This is a genomic window from Streptomyces sp. JNUCC 63, from assembly GCF_054366325.1.
The window spans coordinates 7,149,798-7,172,429 of record NZ_CM135963.1; the positions used below are offsets into that span (position 1 = coordinate 7,149,798).

Sequence of the window (22,632 nt, forward strand, 5' to 3'; positions counted from 1 at the left end):
CGCGGCCGCCGGCGCCCAGGCCCTGGCCGCGCCGAACGCGTACGCCTCCACCACCGGACGCGGAGCCGTGGCGAACACATGGCCGCGCACCCCGTGCCAGGCGGCCGCAGCACTGAGCGTCATCGACAGCACGCAGCACAGCAGGACTGCGGCCACCACGCACTGCCACGCCCACAGCGCCAGCACCGGCTCCCGGTCCGGCCAGTCGGCCCGGGCGAGCAGCCGAGGGGCGGCGACGGCGGTGAGGGCCCCGAGCGGCAACAGGACCGCGGGGACCACCATGCGAGCACCCTATGAGCGGCCGACTGTCCAGGGGTACGGCTCCACGCGGCAAAGTGACGCAGACCACGGCGCCGTACCCCCGTCCTCGCCGTTCCGGAGGGTGCCGTCTCACATGGTCAGCAGCATGGCCACCATGGCCATCCCCATGGACAGCCGGCACACCCGCGCCAGCTCCGGCCGGTCGCCCCACCTCGTGCCCCCGCCCACCGCGCTTCCGCCCACCGCGCTTCCGCCCACCGCCCCGGCGGGGACCAGCCGGGCGCCGGACAGCAGGACGTAGCCCGCGAAGTACAGCAGCAGCGCGCCCGTGACCAGTGGCGTCCCCGCCCCGCCGTGCATGTGGTGGGAGCCGGGCGAGACGGCCATCACCACCGACATGTAGACCATGGCCGACGCGCCTATCAGGTGGTGCAGATGGTGCGGACTCCGCCATGCCGACCACAGGGCATGCAGCGCTGCCGCCCCGAAGACCACCGCGTAGGTCGACCATGTCCACGCGGGTGGCGTGAACACTGCCGCCGGCACGGCCATGACGGCCATGCCGAAGCCCATCAGCGCCTCACCGCCCGCGGCCCGGCGCTGTTCCTCGTCGGTGCTGCGCATGCGCAGCAGGCAGTACGCCCCGGTCGCCGCGCACAGCGCCACCAGCAGCCAGCCGGCCGCAACCGATCCGTGCACCCCCACCTCCCCGCTCGACGGATCCCGGCCGCCGCCGGGCGGCAGGCCGTCGGTCAAGCGATGCCCGCGGCACGCGGTGTGCATACGGGCGCAAAGGGGTACGCGGGGAGCATTCGTCGGAGCATGGCAGGTCATCGCCGGGCCCCGGATATGTTTTACGAGTAAAATACCTGCTAAGCTTATTCGTCATGAGCAGTGTGACCCCCACCCCCACCGGCCGGTTCGCCCGGCGGCTCCCGCTCGCCGGCGTACTCCGGCTCGGGCGCCCCTCGGACATCTGGTTCAAACCCGCTCTGAGCGCCGTCGCCTCGGCCGCCCCGCCCAACCTCACCCTGCTCTTCCTCGGCCGGCTCGACCTGGCCATGTACACGATGGCCGGCTCGCTGTGCGCCCTGTACGCCCACAACCGCCCCTACGCGGCCCGGGCCCGCGCCCTGGCCTGGGTGGTGCTCGGCATGGTCGGCGGCCTCGCCCTCGCCCTGGTCACGGCCTCGCTCACCACCGACCCGGTCGTCCTGGTCGCCGTGGGCGCCCTGATGGCCGCCGTGCAGAAGGTGCTGTGCGACGCCACCCGCATCGGCCCGCCCGGCAACGTCATCCTCACCTTCATCAGCTCCGCCTCCCTGTTCGCCCCGCAGACCCTCGGCCAGGTGCCGGCCCATGTGGCGCTGGCCGCGGTGGCGGGCGTCTGGTCCTGGCTGGTCGGCATGGCGCCCAGGCTGCTGCGCCCGCACGGCCCGGAGCGCCGCGCCACCGCCCAGGCGCTGAACGCGGCCGCCGCCTACGCCGCCACCGGAGGCACCGGCGACGGTCACGCCCGGGCCCGCGCCGCGGCTGCCGCCGCCGTGCAGGCCGCCTGGCAGACACTGCTGTCCACCGGCGCACGCTCCGCGACCCGGCGCGCCCTGGAGCGGCTCGTCGTGCGCGCCGAGGTCGCGCTCGCCGCCCCCGCGGACACGGACCCCGACCTGCTGCGCACCTGGGCCCGCCAGGTGCGCGGCACCGGACCGGTCCCGCAGGCCGGCGAGACGACGGAGGCCGCCGACGAACTCCTCGGCGTGGACGCCGAGATCAGCGCCCCGCGCCGGCCCTGGTGGAGCCGGCTCCGCCCGCTCGCCCCGATCGCGGTGCGCACCGCCCTCGGCTGCGCCCTCGCCGGCTACGCCTCCCTCGCGCTCGGCACCGGCCGCCCCTACTGGGCTTTGGTCACCGCCGCCTCCCTGTACCAGGCCAACATCACCCTCACCTGGAGCCGGGGCATCCAGCGCGTCGTCGGCAACCTCGTCGGCGTCCTCGTCTTCGGCGCCGTCGTCCCGCTCGCGCACTCCAGCGGCCTCGCGCTCGTCCTGCTCTGCCTGGCCTTCAACTTCGGCGCCGAGGCGCTGATGGGCCGCAACTACTGGCTCGGCAGCATCTGTGTGACCCCGCTGGCGCTGCTCATCATCGAGTTCGCCGGGTACCACGAGCCGGGCGAGCTGATCACCGAGCGGGTCCTGGACACCCTCGTCGGCGCGCTGGTCGGCTTCGTGGCCGCCGTCGCCGTCACCAACCGCAGGGCCGGCGACCGCATCGAGCACGCGCTGACCGCCGTGGACCGGGCCCGTGAGCGGGTCGCCCGCCTGCTCGCCGAAGAACGGACGGCGCCCGCCGCCCTGGAGTCCGCCCGCCGGGGCCTGGCCGCCACGCTGGTCGACCTGCGGGCCACCGTCGACGCCGCGTCCGGCGAGTGGTGGCAGCGCCCCCTGCCCCAGGAGCGGGTGGTGCTCGCCGAGCAGTCCGCACACCGTACGCTCGCTGCGGCGATACGACGCCAGGGCCTGCACGCCCCGGCGACCAGCACGGACGTGACGACGGAGGACGTACGGCCATGACGGCGAGGAACGGACGGCCGGCTCAGGCGGGAGCGGTGAGCGCGGAGGCGGCGCGCGAGCGGACGCCCGGCGCGGAGGGCGTGCCGGGCGCGGCACCCGGCCCCGCCCACGACGACACCGTCGCCGGTGTCGTCCGCCAGTGGCGGGCCGTCCACCCCGACCTGGACACCGCGCCGATGGAGATCATCGGCCGGATCAACCGCTGTGCCGCGCTGTTCCAGCAGGCCGAGGACGCGCCGCTGCGCCGGGCGGGGCTCAGCCGGCCCGAGTTCGACCTGCTCGGGGCGCTGCGCCGCACCGGACACGAACTCACCCCGAGCGAGCTGGCCCGCGAGACGTTCTCCTCGGGAGCCGCCGTCACCAAGCGCCTGAAGCAACTCACCGAACGCGGCCTCGTGGAGCGCCGCGGCGACCCCCGCGACCGCCGTGTCGCCCATGTCCGCCTCACGGACGCCGGACGCGCCCTGGTCGACGGCGTCCTGCCGGAGCAGCTCGCCTACGAAAGCGCCGTTCTGTCCGGACTGGACGGCGAGAGGCAGGGTGAGCTGGCCGCGCTCCTCGGCGAGTTGCTGGGCCGGCTGGAGGGCCGCCTGGGGGCGCTGCGGATCTGAGAGGCGGCCGGCGTCGCGGCGCAGGCCTCAGCCTGCCTGGCCCGCCTGCTGACCTTTCCGGCCCTCCTGCCCCTCCTGGGCGTCCTGCTCCGCCAGGATTTCCTGGGCGGACCGGTAGATGCCGAACGTCGCGCCCTGCGGGTCGCGCAGCACCGCGATGCGAGGGCCCTCCGGGACGGAGGTGGGCTCCAGCAGGGCCTTGGCGCCGGCCCGTACCGCGACGTCCGTGGTCGCGTCGACGTCCTCCACCGCGAAGTACGGCATCCAGTGCGGCGGTACGTCGGCCGGGAACCGGTCGTGCATCGCCGTCACCCCGCCGAAGTCCTCGCCGTGCAGCCCCCACTGCGTGTACCACTCCGAGGCGTTGACGCTCCAGCCGAACACGCTCGTGTAGAAGTCCCTGGCCCTCTTGACGTTCCGGGTGGCGAGTTCCACCCAGCCCAGTGACCCGGGCCGGTTGAACACGTCGGCACCGCAAAAGTCCCGGGCCTGCCACATCTGGAAGGCCGCGCCGGACGGGTCGAGCGCCACCGTGAAGCGGCCCTCGTCGTAGATGTCCCTCGGGCCGTGGATCACCGTCCCGCCGGCCTCCACGACCTTGTTCGCCGCAGCGTCGGCGTCGGCGACGCAGAACGAGACGTTCCACGCGACCGGCTGCGACTGCTGGTACAGGGGAGTGATCGCGGCGACCGCCGCGTCGCCCAGATGCGCGATGGTGTAGCCGCCCGAGACCAGCCTGGGGTCGCGCTGCATGCGCCAGCCGAAGACCTCCGTGTAGAACCGCGTGGCCGCCTCCAGATCGCTGGTCCCCAGCTCCGCCCAGCAGGGTCCGCCGACCACCGGCTTGTCGAACTCCATGGCATCCTCCGGGAAGGCTCATCCCCACCCACCAGCACGCTAGCCCCGCCCGTCGACGCGGGCCAGTGGGAACGGGCCGGCATCCGGCGCCAGGGCCTGTCCGGCGGATCATGCCGCAGACGCGGGATCTGGCACTCCCCCAAGCTCTCCGAGCAGGGGGCCCCACCCCGAGTTCTTCGCGCCGGGGGACCCCCGAGCTTCTTCGAGCAGAGGGCCCCATCGCGTCGACGCCCTCCTCCGCCTTGCATCTGCATGCTCTCCCAAGCTCTCAATGAGCAGGGGAACCCCATCGCCCCCGCTCACCTGGGCTGATGGCCGACCGCCGATTTCCCGCGGCTTGATGCGCCGGACAGGCCCTAGGCCCCAGGCCGGAACCGCAGCGGATGGTCCGCCGGTACCTCGACGAGGACGACGGGTGTGCCGTCCGGATCGGCGATCCACATCTCGATCAGCCCCCACGGTTCGCGCGCCGGCGGACGTGTGATCCGGACGCCCTTGGCCCGCAGCTCCTCGTGGGCGGCAGCCACGTCCTCGACCTGGAGCCAGAGCCGCACGGCAGGGGACGGCGGGACGTCGGAGCGCCCCGAGACCTCCAGGAAACCGCCGCCGAGGAAGTAGACGGTGCCACGCTCCGGCCCCGTCCCGAACTCCCGGTAGACGGCGAGTCCCAGCTGTTCGCCGTAGAAGACACGGGAGCGCTCGGGATCGGTGGGCTGAAGCAGTGTCCGACTGCTGAGTACGTGCACCATGCAGCCGGAGCCTAGTGGCAGGATTGCCCCGTCCCCGCGCAGCCGCGCCCCACCCGAGCGAGTTTCGAGAGGCACCCTTCATGGAGACCGCCACCACTGGACCACTGACCTTCCGCGAGGCCTCGGACGCCGACGTCGACACGTTGGTGCACCTGATCCAGTCGGCGTACCGCGGGGACTCCAGCCGGGCCGGGTGGACCACCGAGGCGGACATCCTCGAGGGGCAGCGGACGGATCCGGAGGGCGTGCTGGAGGTGATCGAGTCGCCCGACAGCCGGCTGCTGACGGTCGAGCGGGACGGCCGTGTGGTCGCCTGCTGCCAGCTCGAGCACCGCGGCGACCACGCCTACTTCGGGATGTTCGCCGTCAGCCCCGCGCTGCAGGGCGCCGGCCTGGGCAAGGTGGTCATCGCCGAGGCGGAGCGCCAGGCCCGGGAGGGCTGGGGCGCCAAGGAGATGCACATGACCGTGATCACCGTACGCGAGGACCTGATCGCCTGGTACGAGCGCCGCGGCTACCGCCGTACGGGAAGGACCAGCCCCTTCCCGTACGGCGACGAGCGCTTCGGCGTTCCGCAGCGCGACGATCTGGAGTTCGAGCTGCTGGTCAAGGAACTCGGGTAGCTCGGGTGGTCGGAACCGGCTACGCCGTGAAGCGGCCCGTGCGCTTGATCTCCGGGTAGTCGGTGGTCGCCCCGTCCAGCTCGAACGCGCGGACCAGCCGCAGGTGGTCCTGGGTGTTCACGACCCAGCCGATGATCCTCAGATCCGCCTTGCGCGCGTGCTCGATGATCTCCAGGGTGAGCCGGCGGATGTTGAGGCAGAGCGTCGCGGCGCCGGCCGCGGTGGCGCGTTCGACGACGTCGGTGCCGTAGCGGCTGGCCACGAGCGCCGTGCGCACGCCCGGCACCAGTCGGGCGATCTCGGTGATCGCCTCGTCGTGGAACGAGGACACCTCCACCCGGGACACCAGGTCCCGCTGCCGCATGACCTCGCCCAGCGCACGGGCCGCGGCCACGTCCTTGATCTCCGCCTGCAGCGGAGTGCACACGGCGTCGAGGACCTCCTCGAAGACCGGGATCCGCTCGCCGCGCCCCGCGTCCAGCGAGCGCAGCTCGGCGAGGGTCTTGTCGGCGATCGCGCCGCTGCCGTCGGTCGTGCGGTCCACCTCGGTGTCGTGCATGACGACGAGCGCGCCGTCCTTGCTCAGGTGCAGATCGAGTTCGATGACGTCCAGGCCGGCCTGCTGGGCGGCGACGAAGGAACGGAGGGTGTTCTCAGGTTCGACACCCATGACTCCGCGGTGACCGATGGTAAGGAAGTTCAAGGTTCAACTCGCTTCCGTCGACGGCGGCTCGGCGCGGCGCGGAGCGGACGGACCCCGTCCGCGCGGCAGTGTCGCAGCCTAACGGCCCGGCGGCGGGTTGAACCCCCGCCTACACGGGGCAGTGGGGTGACGGCCGGGACAGCGCGGGGCCGTGCCCACCGGGGCGGTCACTCCGGCGTGGGCGAGTCGCCCGCGCATTGACCGACGGGGCCGCGGCCCCGCGCGCGGCTGCCCGCGGCTGGAAACCGCCCTCGGTGCGGCGAGGTCCGCACCACCCGACCGGCCCAGCGGAACTCGTGTCGCCCGGGTGCCCGACCGGAAAATAAGCGGTGACGATGGGTGTGTGCAGGATGATTTCCCGAAGGGCCCCTTGCTGGAAGAAACCTCGTACGGATACGGTCTCCTTACGCGAGGTTCTCCCGTGGAGGATGGAATATGACGGAAATTCTTGTGCAGGTGGGTGCGGAGGGGCAGGTTCCTCCGGTGAGCAGGGTGGTTGAGCACCCTGCGTGGCCCGTGCTCAAGGATGCCGTGGAGCGCATCCGGCCATGGCAGTCCAAGGACGGCTCGATCGACTTCGCGGCCGAGGGCGCCCCCGGCCGCGCGGACGCCGGCGCCGCCGTACGCCGCGTGATCGACGCCGTGGAGGAGCTGTCCCCGCTGCTGCCGCACGACGCCGCCTACCACGAGGCACTGGTGAAGGACCTGCGGCGCTGGGCCGAGGGCGGCTTCGAGGTGCCCGACTTCCTCGACTCGCTGCTGGCCTTCCAGCCCGCCGCGAACCGCGTGGACGGCCTGCAGCACCTGGTCGTCTTCCCGATGTACACGCAGAACGGCAACCCGGACCGCAACCTGGAGGCGGTCGTCCTGCGCATGGTCTGGCCGGACTGGCTGGCCGAGCTCGAGCGCACCCGCTACGACAACCCGCTGTTCTGCGGCATCACCTTCGAGGACTTCACGGCCGGCTACGACACCAACTCCGCCGTGCTCTTCCCCGAGACCATCGCCGTGCGCGAGGCGCCGGAGCGGTTCTCCTGGGGCGGCATCTTCTGCGACCGCGAGGCCGCCCGCTTCCGTCGTGTGACCGCCGCCGCCGTCGACCTCCTCGGCCTCGACCTGCCCGAGGACGTCGCCGCCATGGTCCACGACCAGAAGCGCTGCGAGGAGGCCTTCGTGCTGTGGGACATGGTGCACGACCGCACCCACAGCCACGGCGACCTGCCCTTCGACCCTTTCATGATCAAGCAGCGCCAGCCGTTCTGGATGTACGGCCTGGAGGAGCTGCGCTGCGACCTCACCGCCTTCAAGGAGGCCGTGGGGCTCCAGTCGGACGGCGTCGCCCAGGCCCGCGACGTGCAGTACGCCGTGCTGTTCGACCGCATGTTCCGCTTCCCGGTCACCGGTGAGCGTGTACGCAACTACGACGGCCTCGGCGGCCAGCTGCTCTTCGCCTACCTGCACCGGCACGACGTGGTGCGCTGGAGGGACAACAAGCTCTCCATCGACTGGGAGCGCGCCCCGCAGATCACCAACCAGCTGTGCGCCGAGATCGAGAAGCTCTACCGCGACGGCATCGACCGGCCGAAGCTGGTGCACTGGTTCGCCGGCTACGAGCTGGTCTCGGCCTACCTCGCCCCGCACCCCGGCTCCAAGTGGGCCAAGGGCCCCGACGCCCTGGACCTGACCCAGCCGCCGCGCAAGCTCGTCGATGACGTGCTTCCGGACGAGTTTCCGCTGAGCATGTTCTACGAGGCACTGTCCAAGAAGCTGAAGAATGTGATCGCCTCGACCAGGGGCATCACGGCGGACAGCGCCGAGCGGGTCGCCGCGTGAGCGGCCGCGGAACCGGTAACACTGCGCAGGAGGCGAGGAACATGGCGGTGAACGGAGCTCTCAGCGGTGCGGTGATCGCGGTGGCCGGCGCGGGCGGACCGGCCGGCCGGGCGGCGCTGCTCCGGCTTGCCGAGGCGGGCGCGACCGTCGTCGGCGCGGACAACGACCCGGAGCGGCTTTCGGAGGCCGTGGACGCGGCGAGGTACGCCGCCGGCGGCGCCACCGTCACCGGCGACACGGTCGACCTGCTCGACCTCAAGTCCACCCGCGCCTGGGCCGCGCACATCGAGAAGAGCTTCGGCCGGGTCGACGGCCTTGTCCACCTCGTCGGCGGCTGGCGCGGCAGCGAGACGTTCACCAAGACCAGCCTGGACGACTGGGACTTCCTGGAGCTGTTGCTCATCCGTACCGTGCAGCACACCTCCCTCGCCTTCCACGAGGCGCTGCAGAGCAGCGACCGCGGCCGGTACCTGCTGATCAGCGCCGCGGGCGCCAGCAAGCCCACAGCGGGCAACGCCGCGTACGCCGCCGCCAAGGCCGCCGCCGAGGCGTGGACGCTGGCCATGGCCGACTACTTCCGCAAGGCCGGGGGCCCCGACGGACCGACGTCGGCGGCTGCGATCCTGGTGGTGAAGGCGTTGGTGCACGACGCGATGCGCGCCGAGCGCCCCAACGCGAAGTTCGCGGGCTTCACGGACGTCAAGGACCTGGCCGACGCCATCGTCGAGGTGTGGAGCAAGCCCGCCGCGGAAGTGAACGGAAAACGTCTGTGGCTGACCGAGAAGCCGTGAACCCTCCCAGGACCGACGCACGTCGCCATCACGACCCTCAGGTCCGCGGTTTCGCCAGCGACAACTACGCCGGGGTCCACCCGGAGGTGCTCGCCGCCCTGGCCGTGGCCAACGGCGGGCACCAGGTCGCGTACGGCGAGGACGACTACACCGAGAACCTCCAGCGGATCGTCCGCAGCCACTTCGGCGCCGGCGCCGAGGCGTTCCCGGTGTTCAACGGCACCGGCGCGAACGTCGTCGCGCTCCAGGCGGTCACCGACCGCTGGGGCGCGGTGATCTGCGCCGAGAGCGCGCACATCAACGTCGACGAGGGCGGTGCGCCCGAGCGCATGGGCGGCCTGAAGCTGCTCACCGTGCCCACCTCCGACGGCAAGCTCACGCCCGAGCTGATCGACCGGCAGGCGTACGGCTGGGAGGACGAGCACCGCGCGATGCCGCAGGTCGTCTCGATCACCCAGAGCACGGAGCTGGGCACGCTCTACACGCCCGAGGAGATCCGGGCGATCTGCGAACACGCCCACGCGCGCGGGATGACGGTGCACCTGGACGGCTCCCGCATCGCCAACGCAGCGGCCTCCCTGAACGTTCCCATGCGGACCTTCACCAACGCGGTCGGCGTCGACATCCTCTCCCTGGGAGGGACGAAGAACGGCGCGATGTTCGGCGAGGCGGTCGTCGTCATCAACCCCGACGCCGTGCGCCGCATGAAGCACATCCGCAAGATGAGCATGCAGCTCGCCTCCAAGATGCGCTTCGTGTCGGTACAGCTGGAGGCGCTGCTCGCCAAGGACCTGTGGCTGCGCAACGCCCGTCACGCCAACGAGATGGCCCAGCGCCTCGCGGAGGGCGTGCGTGCCGTCCACGGGGTGGAGATCCTCCACCCGGTCCAGGCCAACGGCGTCTTCGCCAAGCTCCCGCACGACGTGAGCGAGCGTCTGCAGAAGCGCTTCCGTTTCTACTTCTGGGACGAGGCCGAGGGCGTGGTGCGCTGGATGTGCGCCTTCGACACCACGGAGGACGACGTGGACACCTTCGTGGCGGCGCTGAAGGAGGAGATGGCGCGCTAGCGGCGCCGCCGGGCGGCCGGTGAGGTTGGCCGTCGACGAGGCGATCGACCACGAGCACCCGGTGGTCCGCGAGACGGCTGCCCGCCTCGTCGAGGGGGTGGCGGACTCGTATGCCCATGCGCGCGCCGCGTACGAGTCCGTGCGCGACGCCGTCCCGCACTCGCAGGACTCGGGCGACCCACGCGTCACCTGGCGGGCCTCCGACATCCTGCGGCAGCGCACCGGCACCTGCCAGGCCAAGGCCCACGCCCTGGCCGCCCTGCCGCGGGCCGAGGACATCCCGACCGCGCTGTGCTACCAGCGCCCGGCGCACGACGAGGGCGGCGGACACGCGGTGCACGGGCTGGTCGCCGTACGGTTCAACGGCGCCTGGCACCGGCAGGACCCGCGCGGCAACAAGCCGGACGTCGACGCCCGGTTCCCTCGTCGGCGGGCGCCTGACTTTCGTACCGGACCCGGAGTCGAATGAGCTGGACTGCCCGGTACTGTACGCTGAACCGCACCCGGCCGTGCCTGCCGCCCTCAAGTCCGCCCCCGACCGGCCGCGGCTGTGGAAGACACCGCCCACCGCACTCTGACCCCGAGGCGAGAAGATGACGCTGCCCCTCACCGTGTCCGACGAGGTGCGCGCGCTCGCGCCCGGCTTCACTCACGTGGCCGTCGAGGCGCACGGGCTGGTCAACGGTCCGAGCACCGAGGCCAGTTCGGCGCTCCTGGACGACGCGGCCCGCCGCCTGGCCGTACGCCTCGGCGGACGTGCCCCGCACGAGGATCCGCACATGGCCGCCTGGCGCGCGACGTACACCGCGTTCGGCTCCAAGCCCTCCCGCACCCGCAACTCGGCCGAGGCGCTGGCCCGGCGGGCGCTGACGGACGCCGGGCTGCCCCGCATCAACGTGCTCGTGGACCTCTACAACGCCATCAGCGTCGCCCATCTCATCCCCGTCGGCGGCGAGGACCTCGACCTGATCCGGGGCTCCATGAGCCTGGTGCGCGCCAGTGGCGAGGAGGACTTCGCGACCGTGGCCGGCGGCGAGGAGACCGTCGAACACCCGGACGCGGGCGAAGTGGTGTGGCGCGACGAGGCCGGCGTGACCTGCCGCCGCTGGAACTGGCGCCAGGGCCCCCGCACCCGCCTCACCGAACAGACCGCCTCGGCCCTCTTCCTTCTGGAGAGCCTGTCTCCGATGCCGGTCCCCGAGGCCGAGACCGCGGCCGCCGAACTCGCCGGACTCCTGGAGAAGTTCAGCCCGGGAGCACGCGTCACGGTACGGGAGCCGTCCGCGTAGACGCGTAGAGCCGTCCGCCGGACAAGTCCTAACGGGCCGTGCGGAGCTGTTCCGGGGTCGGGGCCGTGCCGCCGAGGTGGGCCGGCATCCACCAGGTGTCGTGCTGGTCCTTGGGGCGGACGGGGTAGGCGCGCTGGGCGGCTTCCAGGAGTTCCTGGACGCGCTCGCGCAGGCGGCGGGTGATGGCGCCCGCGTACTGGTCGCGGGGAGCGTCCACAGCCTCGCCCACCCGGATCGTGATGGGGGTGTGGCTGCGCTTGAAGTTGCGCGGGTGGCCCTTGGTCCACAGCCGCTGCGTGCCCCAGACCGCCATAGGGACCAGGGGGACGCCCGCCTCCTGGGCCAGCCGCGCCGCACCCGACTTGAAGCTCTTCAGGGTGAACGACTGGGAGATCGTGGCCTCCGGGAACACCCCGATCACCTCACCGGACTTCAGAGAGTCCAGCGCGTGCGCGTACGCCGCCTCGCCCTGGGCGCGGTCCACCGGAATGTGCTTCATGCCGCGCATCAGCGGCCCGGAGATCCGGTTCCGGAAGACCGATTCCTTCGCCATGAAGCGCACCAGGCGCTTCTGCGGAAGCGCGGCGAGCCCGTTGAAGACGAAGTCCAGATAGCTGATGTGATTGCTCACCAGCACGGCACCGCCCGAGCGCGGGATGTACTCCGACCCCCGGCAGTCGATCTTGAGATCCCACACCTTGAACATCGTGCGGGCGAGACCGATGACGGGACGGTAGACGAGCTCTGCCATGAGCGCGGCGGACCCTTCTCTCTGCCAGGGAAGGGTATCCCGGCGGAAGTTACGCTGCCGTAGGTTTACGGCCTGTCGCAGATCGTGCCCCAAGAACGGCCACGGAGCCAGTCCACGTGCCCATCCCCGGCGAGATCCTCGTCACGTCGGCCCTGTGATTACCCCTGTCGGCCCACTGAACGGGAATCTTCACGCCCCCGGAAACGCTGGAGGGGAGGATGACCGAACCGGTGATGCGCGGCGGTGGAACAGGAGAGTGCGGGTGCGCGGACAGGACGAGGGCAGGAGGCTCGGGCCGGCCGAGCTGGGCGAGGACCTCGGCGCGCGCGCCACGCTCGTGCAGTTCTCCAGCGCCTTCTGCGCCCCCTGCCGGGCGACCCGCCGCATCCTCGGCGAGGTGGCCGGCATGGTCCCCGGAGTCGCGCACGTCGAGATCGACGCCGAGGCCCGCCTGGAACTCGTACGCCGGCTCGGGATCCTGAAGACGCCCACCGTGCTCGTCCTCGACGCCGACGGCCGCGTCGTGCGGCGCGCCACCGGACAGCCGCGCAAGGCGGACGTCATCGCGGCCCTGGGGAAGGCGGTGTGAGGCCCGTGCCCGTGACGGTGAGGCATCTCCCAGATGACGGGACGTACTTGACTGCACCCACCAACTATCGTCAGCCTGACCGTATGCTCTTGGAATTCCTTCTCCCCGGGCGGGTCCGCGCCGATCTCGCCCGCCGCGCGAGCGCGCGCCGGCCGGACTGTTGAGCAGTCACAGTTCCCGCTCGTCCCCCCAGCAGAAGGACCCCTCCATGACGGCCAACTCCATGACGGCCACCACCGACCTCACCACTCCCGGCACTCTCCAGCCCGCCTCTCCCGACCTGCTGCGCTCCGTCTTCCGGCGGCACGCGGCGGGCGTCGCGGTGATCACCGCCCGCGGCGAGACCGGTCCGGTCGGCTTCACCGCCACCTCCCTCACCTCCGTCTCCGCCGAGCCCCCGCTGCTCTCCTTCGGCGTCGGCACCGGCGGATCCAGCTGGCCGGCGATCGCCGCGACCGACCACATCGGCGTCCACATACTCGGCGAGCACCAGGAGGAACTGGCCGCCACCTTCGCGCGCCACGACGCCGACCGCTTCGGCGCGCCGACGTCCTGGCGCGAGGGCCCCGAAGGGGTCCCCGTCCTCGACGACGTGCTCGCCTGGCTGGTGTGCCGCGTCGTCGCGCGCGTGCCCGCCGGGGACCACCGCATCGTGCTGGCCGAGGTCGTGCTCGGCGACCCCACGGGAGCCGGTCGTCCGCTCCTGTACCACCAGGGGCGCTTCAACGCGCTGCGTGATTGATCACTGTTCCGCTCTCCTGCGAACCCGTCGGGTTCCGGTTACGCTGCGTTGCGAAGGTCACAGTTCAAAGCGCTTGCTTAGCGGGCATGATCTGGGTGTACTGACGAGTAATATTCTGCTCGGAGCGCGCGGTCGCCCCGACCGTGATCGGTCGCTTCAGGCGCCTATGCTGCCTGCAAGAAGGCAGCCCAGAAATGACGATGCAGTAGGAGAGCCGGCGTGAGCTTGAGGATCGTTGTCACTGTGAAGTACGTGCCCGACGCCACTGGCGACCGGCACTTCGCCGATGACCTGACCGTGGACCGGGACGACGTGGACGGTCTGCTCTCCGAGCTGGACGAGTACGCGGTCGAGCAGGCCCTGCAGATCGCCGAGGACGCCGACGACGCCGAGGTCACCGTGCTGACCGTGGGCCCGGAGGACGCCAAGGACGCGCTGCGCAAGGCGCTGTCCATGGGCGCCGACAAGGCCATCCACGTCGAGGACGAGGACCTGCACGGCACCGACGCGATCGGCACCTCGCTGGTTTTGGCCAAGGCGATCGAGAAGGCCGGGTTCGACCTGGTGATCTCCGGCATGGCCTCCACCGACGGCTCCATGGGCGTGGTACCCGCCCTGCTGGCCGAGCGCCTGGGCGTCCCGCAGGTCACCCTGCTGTCCGAGGTGGCGGTCGAGGACGGCACCGTCACCGGCCGCCGCGACGGCGACGCCGCCTCCGAGCAGCTGCAGGCCTCCCTGCCGGCGGTGGTGTCGGTGACCGACCAGTCGGGCGAGGCCCGCTACCCGTCGTTCAAGGGCATCATGGCGGCCAAGAAGAAGCCGGTTGTCTCCTGGGACCTGTCCGACCTGGACATCGACGCCGGCGAGGTCGGCCTTCAGAACGCCTGGACCACGGTCGAGGCCGCCACGGAGCGTCCGGCCCGCACCGCGGGCACGATCGTCAAGGACGAGGGCGAGGGCGGCCGGCAGCTCGCCGAGTTCCTCGCGAGCCAGAAGTTCATCTGAGCCGCGCCCGCTTTTCCGTCCCGCACCCTTTGCACGCAGGAGAGAAGAAGTCCCATGGCTGAAGTCCTCGTCTACGTCGACCACGTGGACGGTGCCGTCCGCAAGCCCACCCTGGAGCTTTTGACCCTGGCCCGCCGCCTCGGTGAGCCGGTCGCCGTCGCCCTCGGGGCCGGCGCCGCCGACACCGCCGCCGTGCTGGCCGAGCACGGCGCGGCGAAGGTCCTCACGCACGAGGCCGCCGAGTACGCCGACTACCTGGTGGTGCCGAAGGTGGACGCCCTGCAGGCCGCGGTCGAGGCCGTCTCCCCGGCCGCCGTGCTGGTCCCCTCCTCCGCCGAGGGCAAGGAGATCGCCGCCCGCCTGGCGCTGCGCATCGGCTCGGGCATCCTCACCGACGCCGTCGACCTGCAGGCCGGCGAGGCCGGCCCGGTGGCCACCCAGTCGGTGTTCGCCGCCTCCTTCACCACCACCTCCCGGGTGTCGAAGGGCACCCCGGTCATCACGGTCAAGCCGAACAGCGCGGCCGTGGAGCCGGCCCCGGCCGCCGGCGCCGTCGAGGCGCTGGACGTCACCTTCTCGGCGCAGGCGAGGGGCACGAAGGTCACCGGCCGCACGCCGCGCGAGTCCACCGGGCGTCCGGAGCTGACCGAGGCGGCGATTGTGGTCTCCGGCGGCCGCGGCGTGAACGGCGCGGAGAACTTCGCGCTCATCGAGGCCCTCGCCGACTCCCTGGGCGCGGCGGTGGGCGCCTCGCGGGCCGCCGTCGACGCGGGCTGGTACCCGCACACCCACCAGGTCGGCCAGACCGGCAAGTCCGTCTCGCCGCAGCTGTACATCGCCAACGGCATCTCCGGCGCGATCCAGCACCGGGCCGGCATGCAGACCTCCAAGACCATCGTGGCGGTCAACAAGGACCCCGAGGCCCCGATCTTCGACCTGGTCGACTACGGCGTGGTCGGCGACCTGTTCGAGGTCGTCCCCCAGCTCACCGAGGAGATCAAGACCCGCAAGGGCTGAACCTCCGGTGCTGACCGAGGCCCCCGTGACCCGCGCGGTCACGGGGGCCTCGGCTTGTCCCGGGCGGGTGGACGGCTCAGGCTGCGAAGGGGTGTTGACCGGCGGGAAGCTCCGCGGATAACTGTTGATTCCGTACGGCGGCAAGCGGGAGGACGCGGGATGGACCAGGGGCGGCAGCAGAAGGTGGCGACGAGCCTCGCCGGCGCCGTCAGCGAGGAGATCAGCGCCTCCCTCGCGCCGGTCGACGCCGAGCTGGAGCGCCGCTACCCGGGCGACCCCGGCACGCGTCAGCCCGTCCACACGGTCTATGTCCCCGGTGACGTCCTCGCCGCCGGCACCGTCCGCTCCTGGGGCGACCAGGCCCTCGCCGCGCTCGACGAGCACGCCCCCGACGCGGCCTCCTTCGCCGCCGTCCTCGGCCTGAGCGACGAACTGGCCGGGCCCGTGTACGACCGCGTCCGCGCCAAGCTGGAGCGCGAACCCGTCGAGGACCTGAGGATCGACTTCGAGGACGGCTACGGCCCCCGCCCGGACGCGGAGGAGGACGAAGCGGCCGCCCGCGCGGCCCGGCTGGTCGCCGAGGCGTACGAGAAGGGGACGGCCGCCCCGTACACGGGCATCCGCATGAAGTGCATGGAGGCAGCGGTCCGCGACCGGGGCATCCGCACCCTGGACATCTTCCTCACCGGCCTGATGCAGGCCGGCGGCCTGCCCGGCGGGCTGCTCCTGACGCTGCCGAAGGTGACGTATCCCGAGCAGGTCACCGCCATGGTCCGGCTCCTCGATGCCTTCGAGAGGGCCCATGGGCTTCCGGCCGGGCGCCTCGGCTTCGAGATCCAGGTCGAAACCAGCCAGGCCGTCCTCGCCACCGACGGCACCGCCACCGTCGCCCGGATGATCCAGGCCGCCGAGGGCCGCGCCACCGGGCTGCACTACGGCACCTTCGACTACAGCGCCTGCCTCGGCGTCTCCGCGGCCTACCAGGCGAGCGACCACCCGGCGGCCGACCACGCCAAGGCCGTGATGCAGGTCGCCGCGGCCGGCACCGGCGTACGCGTCTCGGACGGCTCCACCAACGTGCTGCCGGTCGGCTCGACCGAGAAGGTGCACGACGCCTGGCGCCTGCACTACGGCCTCACCCGCCGCGCCCTGGCCCGCGCCTACTACCAGGGCTGGGACATGCACCCCGCGCACCTCCCCACCCGGTACGCCGCCGTGTTCGCCTTCCACCGCGAGGGTTTCGAGCAGGCGGCCGCCCGCCTCGCCCGCTACGTCGGTCGCGCGGGCGGCGACGTCATGGACGAGCCCGCCACCGCCAAGGCGCTCAGCGGCTACCTGCTGCGCGGCCTGGACTGCGGCGCCCTCGACACCGCCGAGGTCACCCGGCTCACCGGTCTGACCCGCCCCGCCCTGGAGTCCTTCGCCGCCCCGCGGCGCGGGAACCTCACCGCCTCCGCCCAGTAGGGGTCACTCCGCCGGCAGCTCGCCCGAGCCGCGGGTGACCAGCCGGGTCGGGAGTTCGATGCGTTCCGGGGCGACGAGGGTGCCGTCCAGTTGGCGGAAGAGGCGTTCGGCGGCCGTGCGGCCGAGGGCGGCGGCGTCCTGGGCGACGACGGTGACGCCCGGCTGGAGCAGATCGGCCAGTTCGATGTCGTCGAAGCCGACGAGGGCGACCCGGCGCGGCTGCTCGGCCAGGACGCGGATCACGGTGACGGTCACCCGGTTGTTGGCCGAGAAGACCGCGGTGACCGGGTCGGGTCCGGACAGCATCGCCTCGGCGGCCCGGCGCACCCGCTCGGGGTCGGTGGCGCCCAGCGACATCCAGGAGTCCTCGACCGGTATCCCCGCGTCCTCCATCGCCGCCCGGTAGCCGCGCAGGCGCTCGGCGGCCGTGTGGATGCGCGGCATGTCGCCGATGAAGCCGATCCGGCGGTGGCCGTGGGCGATCAGATGGGCGACGCCGTCGCGGGCGCCGCCGAAGTTGTCCGACAGCACGACGTCGGCGTCGATGTGCCCGGCCGGGCGGTCCACGAACACCGTGGCGACGCCCGCCTTGATCTCCGGCTCCAGGTACCGGTGGTCGTCGCCGGCCGGGATGACGACCAGCCCGTCCACCCGCCGGGCGCACAGTGCCAGCGCCAGCTCCTGCTCGCGCTCCGGGTCCTCCGCACTGGAGCCGTTGATGAGCAGGGCGCCGTGCGCGCGGGCGACCTCCTCCACCGCGCGGCTGAGCGGGCCGTAGAACGGGTCGGCGAGGTCCTCCAGGATGAGCCCGATGCTCGCCGTACGGCCCTTGCGCAGTACCCGCGCGCTGTCGTTGCGCCGGAAACCGAGGGCCTCGATGGCCTCCTGGACGCGCCGCTCGGTGTCCGGGGTGACGCCGGGCTCGCCGTTGACCACGCGGGAGACGGTCTTCAGGCCGACCCCGGCCCGTGCCGCCACGTCCTTCATCGTCGGACGGTTGCCGTAACGGGGCGCGGGGCGGTCTGCTCGGCGGGCGGTCTCTGGCACGATGCGGCGTCCTGTCCTGTCGTCCACGGGGGTGCGGCGGTCCATGGGTTCGTATGAGGATGTGGCGTCGTCGAGCATAGAGCCTGGACAACGTTGTCATACGCGCGAGAGACTGTCCACCGCACACTCCGGCCGGCGTCCCCCACCGCGAGACCGGGCTGCGCCCACCTCTTGGTTTTCTCATGGTTGACGGGGAGATTCGACTCTGATGCACACCGACCTCGTGGCCGCGCTGGACATCGGCGGCACCAAGATCGCCGGAGCGCTGGTGGACGGCCACGGCAGCATCCTGGTGCGCGCACAGCGCGCGACGCCCGCGCAGGAGGACGGCGACACCGTCATGCGCGCCGTGGAGGAGGTGCTCGGCGAGCTGACCGCGTCGTCGCTGTGGGGACGTGTCGCGGCGCTGGGCATCGGCAGCGCGGGCCCGGTGGACGCCTCCGCGGGCACGGTCAGCCCCGTGAACGTCCCCGGCTGGCGCGGCTACCCGCTGGTCGAGCGGGCCCGTGCCGCCGTCGGCGGTCTGCCGGTGCGGCTGATCGGCGACGGCGTGGCCATCACGGCGGCCGAGCACTGGCAGGGCGCCGCCCGCGGCCACGACAACGCGCTGTGCATGGTGGTCTCCACCGGCGTAGGCGGCGGCCTGGTCCTGGGCGGACAACTGCACCCCGGTCCGACCGGCAACGCAGGCCACATCGGCCACATCAGCGTGGACCTCGACGGCGATCCGTGCCCGTGCGGCTCGCGCGGCTGCGTGGAGCGCATCGCGAGCGGCCCGAACATCGCCCGCCGTGCGCTGGCGGGCGGCTGGCGGCCGGGCCCCGACGGCGACACCTCGGCCGCCGCGGTGGCCGCCGCCGCCCGGGCCGGCGACCCGGTCGCCGTGGCCTCCTTCGAACGCGCCGCCCGCGCCCTGGCCGCGGGCATCGCCGCCACCGCGACCCTGGTCGAGATCGACATCGCGGTGATCGGCGGAGGTGTGGGCAAGGCGGGCGACGTTCTCCTCACCCCCCTCCGCAAGGCCCTGGCCGACTACGCCACCCTCTCCTTCGTCCAGCGCCTGACGGTCGCCCCGGCCCAGATGGGCACGGACGCCGGCCTGGTGGGAGCGGCGGCGGCCGCCCTCCGGGCGCGGACGAACGCGACGGCGGCGGGGGTCTGAGGGGGCTGCGGCGGCGGGTGCCGGACGGTGGCTGCGGCAAGTCCCGTCGTGGACAGCGGTCCTGCGGCCGAAGCCCCGACCACTGTGTGGCTGGTGGTGCTCGGGTGAAAGATGGGATGACATCATGTTCGCGTCATCGATGTGCGTTTACGACAAGTTGTGTCCAACTCTGTTGGAAGAGATGGGTAACGGTTGTTCGATATCTCGTCATAACCCTTGACGGCATGGTGAGATGACGGTGAGATCCAAGCCTCGCGTTCGTTTGTGTTGAGTGGCACCCCGAGGAGGGGGACATGACGCAGTCATCGTTCGCACGGCTCTTCCTGCCGGGAGGTGCGGCAGGACATCCGATGTCCCGGCGCGATCTCTTACGTGGTGCGGCCGCCGGAGCCGGCATGGTCGCACTCCCCGCCCTGCTGTCCGCCTGCGGCTCCGGACCCGGCGGAAACAAGAACGAGGTCACCGTCGGGTCGAACGCCTCGGACGCCGTACCGAAGAAGGCGTACGCGACGGCCTTCGACGCCTACCGGAAGCAGTCCGGCAAGAGGGTGAAGGTCAACACCAAGGACCACAACGACTTCCAGGAGAACATCAACCGCTACCTGCAGGGCGCGCCCGACGACGTCTTCATGTGGTTCGCGGGGTACCGCATGCAGTACTTCGCCCAGAAGGGGTTGCTGACCGACATCAGCGACGTGTGGTCGTCCTTCTCCGGGTTCTCCGACGCCCTCAAGACACAGTCGACGCACGACGGCAAGCAGTACTTCGTGCCGTACTACTACTATCCGTGGGCGGTCTTCCACCGGAAGAGCCTGTTCCAGCAGAAGGGCTACCAACAGCCCAGGACCTGGGACCAGTTCATCGCGCTGGCCAAGCGGATGTCCAAGGACGGCACCCCGGTCGCCTTCTGCGACAAGGACGGCTGGCCCGCCATGGGCACCTTCGACTACATCAACATGCGCCTCAACGGATACGACTTCCACAAGTCCCTGATGGCGGGCAAGGAGACCTGGACCGACAACCGGGTGAGGAAGGTCTTCGACACCTGGCGCGAACTCATGCCGTACTACCAGAAGGGCGCCCTCGGCCGGACCTGGGAGGAGGCCGGGCAGAGCCTGCAGCAGCGCAGGACGGGCATGGCCGTCTTCGGCATGCCGCACCCCGGCAGCCAGTTCCCGGAGAACGAACGCGACGACATCGACTTCTTCGCCTTCCCCGAGATCGACCCCAGCCACGGCCAGGACGCCGTGGAGGCGCCCATCGACGGCTTCCTGGTCGCGAGGAAGTCCAAGAACGTCACCGCTGCCAAGGACCTGCTCAAGTTCCTCGGCACGCCGAAGGCCGAGGACGTCTACCTGCGGTACGACCCCAACAACGTGGCCGTCAACTCCGGCGCCGACACCTCCGCGTACAGCGCCCTGCAGAAGAAGTCGGCCGACCTCGTCTCCGGCGCCAAGCAGATCTCGCAGTTCCTGGACCGCGACACCCGCCCCGACTTCGCCTCGACCGTGATGATCCAGGCGATCCAGGACTTCATCGGCAACCCGGAGGACGTCGACGGGCTGTGCAACAGCATCGAACGGCAGAAGAAGACCATCTTCTCCCAGCCCGTCGGCTGATCACTGGGGGCATCTTCCGTGGCGCTCACCTTCCCGCGGCGCGCCGGACGGCGACGGCTGCGGCGGTTCACCCGCCGTGACCTCCTCGTCCTCGGCGTGCTGCTCGGCATTCCGGTCCTGCTCGACACCGCCATCGTCTGGGGCCCGACACTGGCCTCCCTCGGCCTGTCCTTCACCGCCTGGGACGGCATCGGGGACATCCACTGGGTCGGCGGCGAGAACTACGAGAACCTGGTGGACAACTACCCGCCGTTCTGGCCGGCGGTCCGCCACAACGTCCTGTGGCTGCTCTTCCTGGGCCTGATCGCGACCCCGTTCGGACTGTTCCTGGCCGTCCTCATCGACCGGGGCGTCCGCTTCAGCCGCCTCTACCAGTCCGTGCTCTACATGCCGGTGGTGCTCTCGCTGGCCATCGTCGGCTTCATCGCCCAACTGTTCCTGGGCACCGACCAGGGCGCGCTCAACACCATCATCGGCAACCACGACAACCCGGTCGACTGGCTCGGCGACTCCCGCCTCAACATCTGGATGATGATGATCGCGGCGAGCTGGCGGCACGTCGGCTACGTCATGATCCTTTACCTGGCCGGCCTGAAGTCCGTCGACCCGGCGCTGAAGGAGGCGGCGGCGATCGACGGCGCGAACGAGCGCCAGACGTTCTTCCGCGTGGTCTTCCCGACGCTGCGCCCGGTGAACGTCATCGTCGGCGTCATCACGGTCATCGAGGCGCTGCGCGCCTTCGACATCGTCTACGCGGTCAACAAGGGCCGCAACGGCCTGGAACTGCTGTCGGTGCTCATCACCGACAACATCATCGGCGAGGCCGGCCGCATCGGCTTCGGGTCCGCCATCGCCGTCGTCCTGCTCACCGTGTCCCTGGGGTTCATCGTGACGTTCCTGGTCCAAGAGCTGCGAGGTGCCCGCGAGACATGACGGCCGACATCCGCACCACCGCGCCCGTACGCCGCCCGGCGCCCGCGCCCCTTCGGACGGCAGGGCCCGGCCGGCACCGCGGCCGCTGGGGCACGCAGATCTTCCTCGCGGCGGTCTCACTGGCGTTCCTCGCCCCGCTGCTGCTCGCCGTCTACGCTTCGCTGCGCCCGTACCAGGAGACGGCGCGGCACGGCTACTTCTCCTGGCCCAGGCACCTGTCCTTCGAGTACTACCGCCGCGCCTACACCGAGTCCGGCATGGGCACGTACTTCACCAACACACTGATCATCACGGTGCCCGCGGTGATCGTCACGCTGTTCCTGGCGGCCTTCGTGGCGTTCGCGGTCTCGCGCCTGAGACTGCGCGGCGGCCTGGTCCTGCTGATGTTCTTCACGGCGGGCAACCTGCTGCCGCAACAGGTGATCGTCACACCCCTGTACGTGCTGTTCAACAAGATCCCCCTGCCCTGGTGGATGTCCGACTCGCTGACGATGTACGACTCCTACTGGGCCGTCATCGTCGTCAACATCGGCTTCCAGCTGGGCTTCTGCGTCTTCGTGCTGGCCAATTTCATGCGCACGCTGCCCCAGGAGATCCTGGAGGCGGCGATCGTCGACGGCGCCGGCGTGTGGACCCGGTTCTGGCGCATCACCCTGCCGCTGTGCCGTCCGGCCCTCGCGGCCCTGGCCACCCTGGAGTTCACCTGGGTCTACAACGACTTCCTCTGGGCCCTGATCCTCATCTCCGACCCCGGCAAACTCCCGGTCACCTCCTCCCTGAACAACCTGCGCGGCCAGTTCTTCACCGACTACAACCTGCTGGCGGCCGGCTCGGTCCTGGTGGCCCTCCCGACGATCCTGGTCTTCCTGCTCCTGCAGCGGCACTTCATCGCGGGACTGACACTGGGGTCGACGAAGGGATGACATAAGGCGGTTCACGGCGTGACCT

22 protein-coding genes and 1 pseudogene are annotated in these 22,632 nt (G+C 71.4%); 17 read left to right on the top strand and 6 right to left on the bottom strand.

Annotation, left to right across the window (positions count from 1 at the left end; all coding sequences use genetic code 11):
* Positions 1-390 precede the first annotated feature (390 nt).
* Positions 391-960 carry a DUF5134 domain-containing protein gene (locus ACX25U_RS33010; protein ID WP_454385464.1) on the bottom strand — a complete coding sequence of 190 codons (570 nt, stop codon included), beginning with the start codon at positions 958-960 and terminating at the stop codon, positions 391-393.
* Between the two features lie 188 nt (positions 961-1,148).
* Here ACX25U_RS33010 and ACX25U_RS33015 point away from each other — a divergent pair, with 188 nt between their 5' ends.
* Positions 1,149-2,831, top strand: a complete 1,683-nt coding sequence (locus ACX25U_RS33015; RefSeq protein ID WP_454385465.1) for an FUSC family protein — start codon at positions 1,149-1,151, stop codon at positions 2,829-2,831.
* The gene (locus ACX25U_RS33020; protein WP_454385466.1) at positions 2,828-3,442 is read left to right on the top strand and encodes a MarR family winged helix-turn-helix transcriptional regulator; all 615 of its coding nucleotides are present in this window, start codon (positions 2,828-2,830) and stop codon (positions 3,440-3,442) included. Before ACX25U_RS33015 ends, ACX25U_RS33020 begins: the two co-directional genes overlap by 4 nt.
* Before the next feature lie 27 nt (positions 3,443-3,469).
* Here the strand turns inward: ACX25U_RS33020 and ACX25U_RS33025 are convergent, their stop codons facing one another.
* Together ACX25U_RS33025 and ACX25U_RS33030 are read right to left on the bottom strand one after the other, a co-directional pair.
* Positions 3,470-4,300 carry a VOC family protein gene (locus tag ACX25U_RS33025; RefSeq protein WP_454385467.1) on the bottom strand — a complete coding sequence of 277 codons (831 nt, stop codon included), beginning with the start codon at positions 4,298-4,300 and terminating at the stop codon, positions 3,470-3,472.
* Between the two features lie 356 nt (positions 4,301-4,656).
* Positions 4,657-5,049 (bottom strand): VOC family protein, encoded by a 393-nt coding sequence (locus ACX25U_RS33030; protein ID WP_454385468.1) that lies wholly within the window; start codon positions 5,047-5,049, stop codon positions 4,657-4,659.
* 80 nt (positions 5,050-5,129) lie between these two features.
* Here ACX25U_RS33030 and ACX25U_RS33035 point away from each other — a divergent pair, with 80 nt between their 5' ends.
* Entirely contained in the window at positions 5,130-5,672 is a 543-nt protein-coding gene (locus tag ACX25U_RS33035; protein WP_454385470.1) for a GNAT family N-acetyltransferase, read from the top strand.
* A gap of 19 nt (positions 5,673-5,691) precedes the next feature.
* Here the strand turns inward: ACX25U_RS33035 and ACX25U_RS33040 are convergent, their stop codons facing one another.
* Complete coding sequence (locus ACX25U_RS33040) at positions 5,692-6,375, bottom strand: glycerophosphodiester phosphodiesterase (protein ID WP_454385471.1); 684 nt, start codon at positions 6,373-6,375, stop codon at positions 5,692-5,694.
* A 435-nt stretch (positions 6,376-6,810) separates the two neighbouring features.
* Here ACX25U_RS33040 and ACX25U_RS33045 point away from each other — a divergent pair, with 435 nt between their 5' ends.
* From ACX25U_RS33045 to ACX25U_RS33065, 5 genes and pseudogenes are all read left to right on the top strand, one after another.
* The gene (locus tag ACX25U_RS33045) at positions 6,811-8,208 is read left to right on the top strand and encodes a DUF6421 family protein (RefSeq protein ID WP_454385473.1); all 1,398 of its coding nucleotides are present in this window, start codon (positions 6,811-6,813) and stop codon (positions 8,206-8,208) included.
* A 41-nt stretch (positions 8,209-8,249) separates the two neighbouring features.
* The gene (locus tag ACX25U_RS33050) at positions 8,250-8,999 is read left to right on the top strand and encodes an SDR family NAD(P)-dependent oxidoreductase (protein WP_454385475.1); all 750 of its coding nucleotides are present in this window, start codon (positions 8,250-8,252) and stop codon (positions 8,997-8,999) included.
* The gene (locus ACX25U_RS33055) at positions 8,996-10,066 is read left to right on the top strand and encodes a threonine aldolase family protein (RefSeq protein ID WP_454385477.1); all 1,071 of its coding nucleotides are present in this window, start codon (positions 8,996-8,998) and stop codon (positions 10,064-10,066) included. Before ACX25U_RS33050 ends, ACX25U_RS33055 begins: the two co-directional genes overlap by 4 nt.
* 19 nt (positions 10,067-10,085) lie before the next feature.
* Positions 10,086-10,644, top strand: a pseudogene (locus ACX25U_RS33060) (transglutaminase-like domain-containing protein).
* 15 nt (positions 10,645-10,659) lie between these two features.
* A complete protein-coding gene (locus tag ACX25U_RS33065) occupies positions 10,660-11,355 on the top strand; it encodes a B3/B4 domain-containing protein (RefSeq protein ID WP_454385479.1) in 696 nt (231 codons plus the stop codon).
* A 28-nt stretch (positions 11,356-11,383) separates the two neighbouring features.
* Here ACX25U_RS33065 and ACX25U_RS33070 read toward each other — a convergent pair whose 3' ends face one another.
* Entirely contained in the window at positions 11,384-12,106 is a 723-nt protein-coding gene (locus tag ACX25U_RS33070; RefSeq protein WP_454385481.1) for a lysophospholipid acyltransferase family protein, read from the bottom strand.
* Positions 12,107-12,362: 256 nt separating this feature from the next.
* On the opposite strand from ACX25U_RS33070, the gene ACX25U_RS33075 reads away from it, so the two are divergent.
* The 5 genes from ACX25U_RS33075 (at position 12,363) to ACX25U_RS33095 (ending at position 16,923) form a co-directional block, all read left to right on the top strand.
* Positions 12,363-12,695, top strand: a complete 333-nt coding sequence (locus tag ACX25U_RS33075) for a TlpA family protein disulfide reductase (protein ID WP_454385482.1) — start codon at positions 12,363-12,365, stop codon at positions 12,693-12,695.
* Positions 12,696-12,918: 223 nt separating this feature from the next.
* Positions 12,919-13,437 carry a flavin reductase family protein gene (locus ACX25U_RS33080; protein ID WP_454394624.1) on the top strand — a complete coding sequence of 173 codons (519 nt, stop codon included), beginning with the start codon at positions 12,919-12,921 and terminating at the stop codon, positions 13,435-13,437.
* A 219-nt stretch (positions 13,438-13,656) separates the two neighbouring features.
* Positions 13,657-14,442, top strand: coding sequence for an electron transfer flavoprotein subunit beta/FixA family protein (locus tag ACX25U_RS33085; RefSeq protein WP_454385483.1), 786 nt, complete (start codon positions 13,657-13,659; stop codon positions 14,440-14,442).
* A gap of 54 nt (positions 14,443-14,496) precedes the next feature.
* A complete protein-coding gene (locus ACX25U_RS33090; RefSeq protein ID WP_454385485.1) occupies positions 14,497-15,459 on the top strand; it encodes an electron transfer flavoprotein subunit alpha/FixB family protein in 963 nt (320 codons plus the stop codon).
* A 159-nt stretch (positions 15,460-15,618) separates the two neighbouring features.
* On the top strand, positions 15,619-16,923 hold the full coding sequence (locus ACX25U_RS33095) for a DUF6986 family protein (RefSeq protein WP_454385487.1): 1,305 nt from the start codon (positions 15,619-15,621) through the stop codon (positions 16,921-16,923).
* A gap of 3 nt (positions 16,924-16,926) precedes the next feature.
* On the opposite strand, the gene ACX25U_RS33100 is transcribed toward ACX25U_RS33095, so the two are convergent.
* Positions 16,927-18,015 carry a LacI family DNA-binding transcriptional regulator gene (locus tag ACX25U_RS33100; protein WP_454385489.1) on the bottom strand — a complete coding sequence of 363 codons (1,089 nt, stop codon included), beginning with the start codon at positions 18,013-18,015 and terminating at the stop codon, positions 16,927-16,929.
* 163 nt (positions 18,016-18,178) lie between these two features.
* Here ACX25U_RS33100 and ACX25U_RS33105 point away from each other — a divergent pair, with 163 nt between their 5' ends.
* The 4 genes from ACX25U_RS33105 (at position 18,179) to ACX25U_RS33120 (ending at position 22,607) form a co-directional block, all read left to right on the top strand.
* Positions 18,179-19,132, top strand: coding sequence for an ROK family protein (locus ACX25U_RS33105; protein ID WP_454385491.1), 954 nt, complete (start codon positions 18,179-18,181; stop codon positions 19,130-19,132).
* Positions 19,133-19,482: 350 nt separating this feature from the next.
* Positions 19,483-20,751 (top strand): ABC transporter substrate-binding protein, encoded by a 1,269-nt coding sequence (locus ACX25U_RS33110; protein ID WP_454394626.1) that lies wholly within the window; start codon positions 19,483-19,485, stop codon positions 20,749-20,751.
* 18 nt (positions 20,752-20,769) lie between these two features.
* A complete protein-coding gene (locus tag ACX25U_RS33115) occupies positions 20,770-21,684 on the top strand; it encodes a carbohydrate ABC transporter permease (protein WP_454385492.1) in 915 nt (304 codons plus the stop codon).
* Positions 21,681-22,607 (top strand): carbohydrate ABC transporter permease, encoded by a 927-nt coding sequence (locus ACX25U_RS33120; RefSeq protein WP_454385494.1) that lies wholly within the window; start codon positions 21,681-21,683, stop codon positions 22,605-22,607. Before ACX25U_RS33115 ends, ACX25U_RS33120 begins: the two co-directional genes overlap by 4 nt.
* The last annotated feature ends 25 nt before the right edge of the window (positions 22,608-22,632 follow it).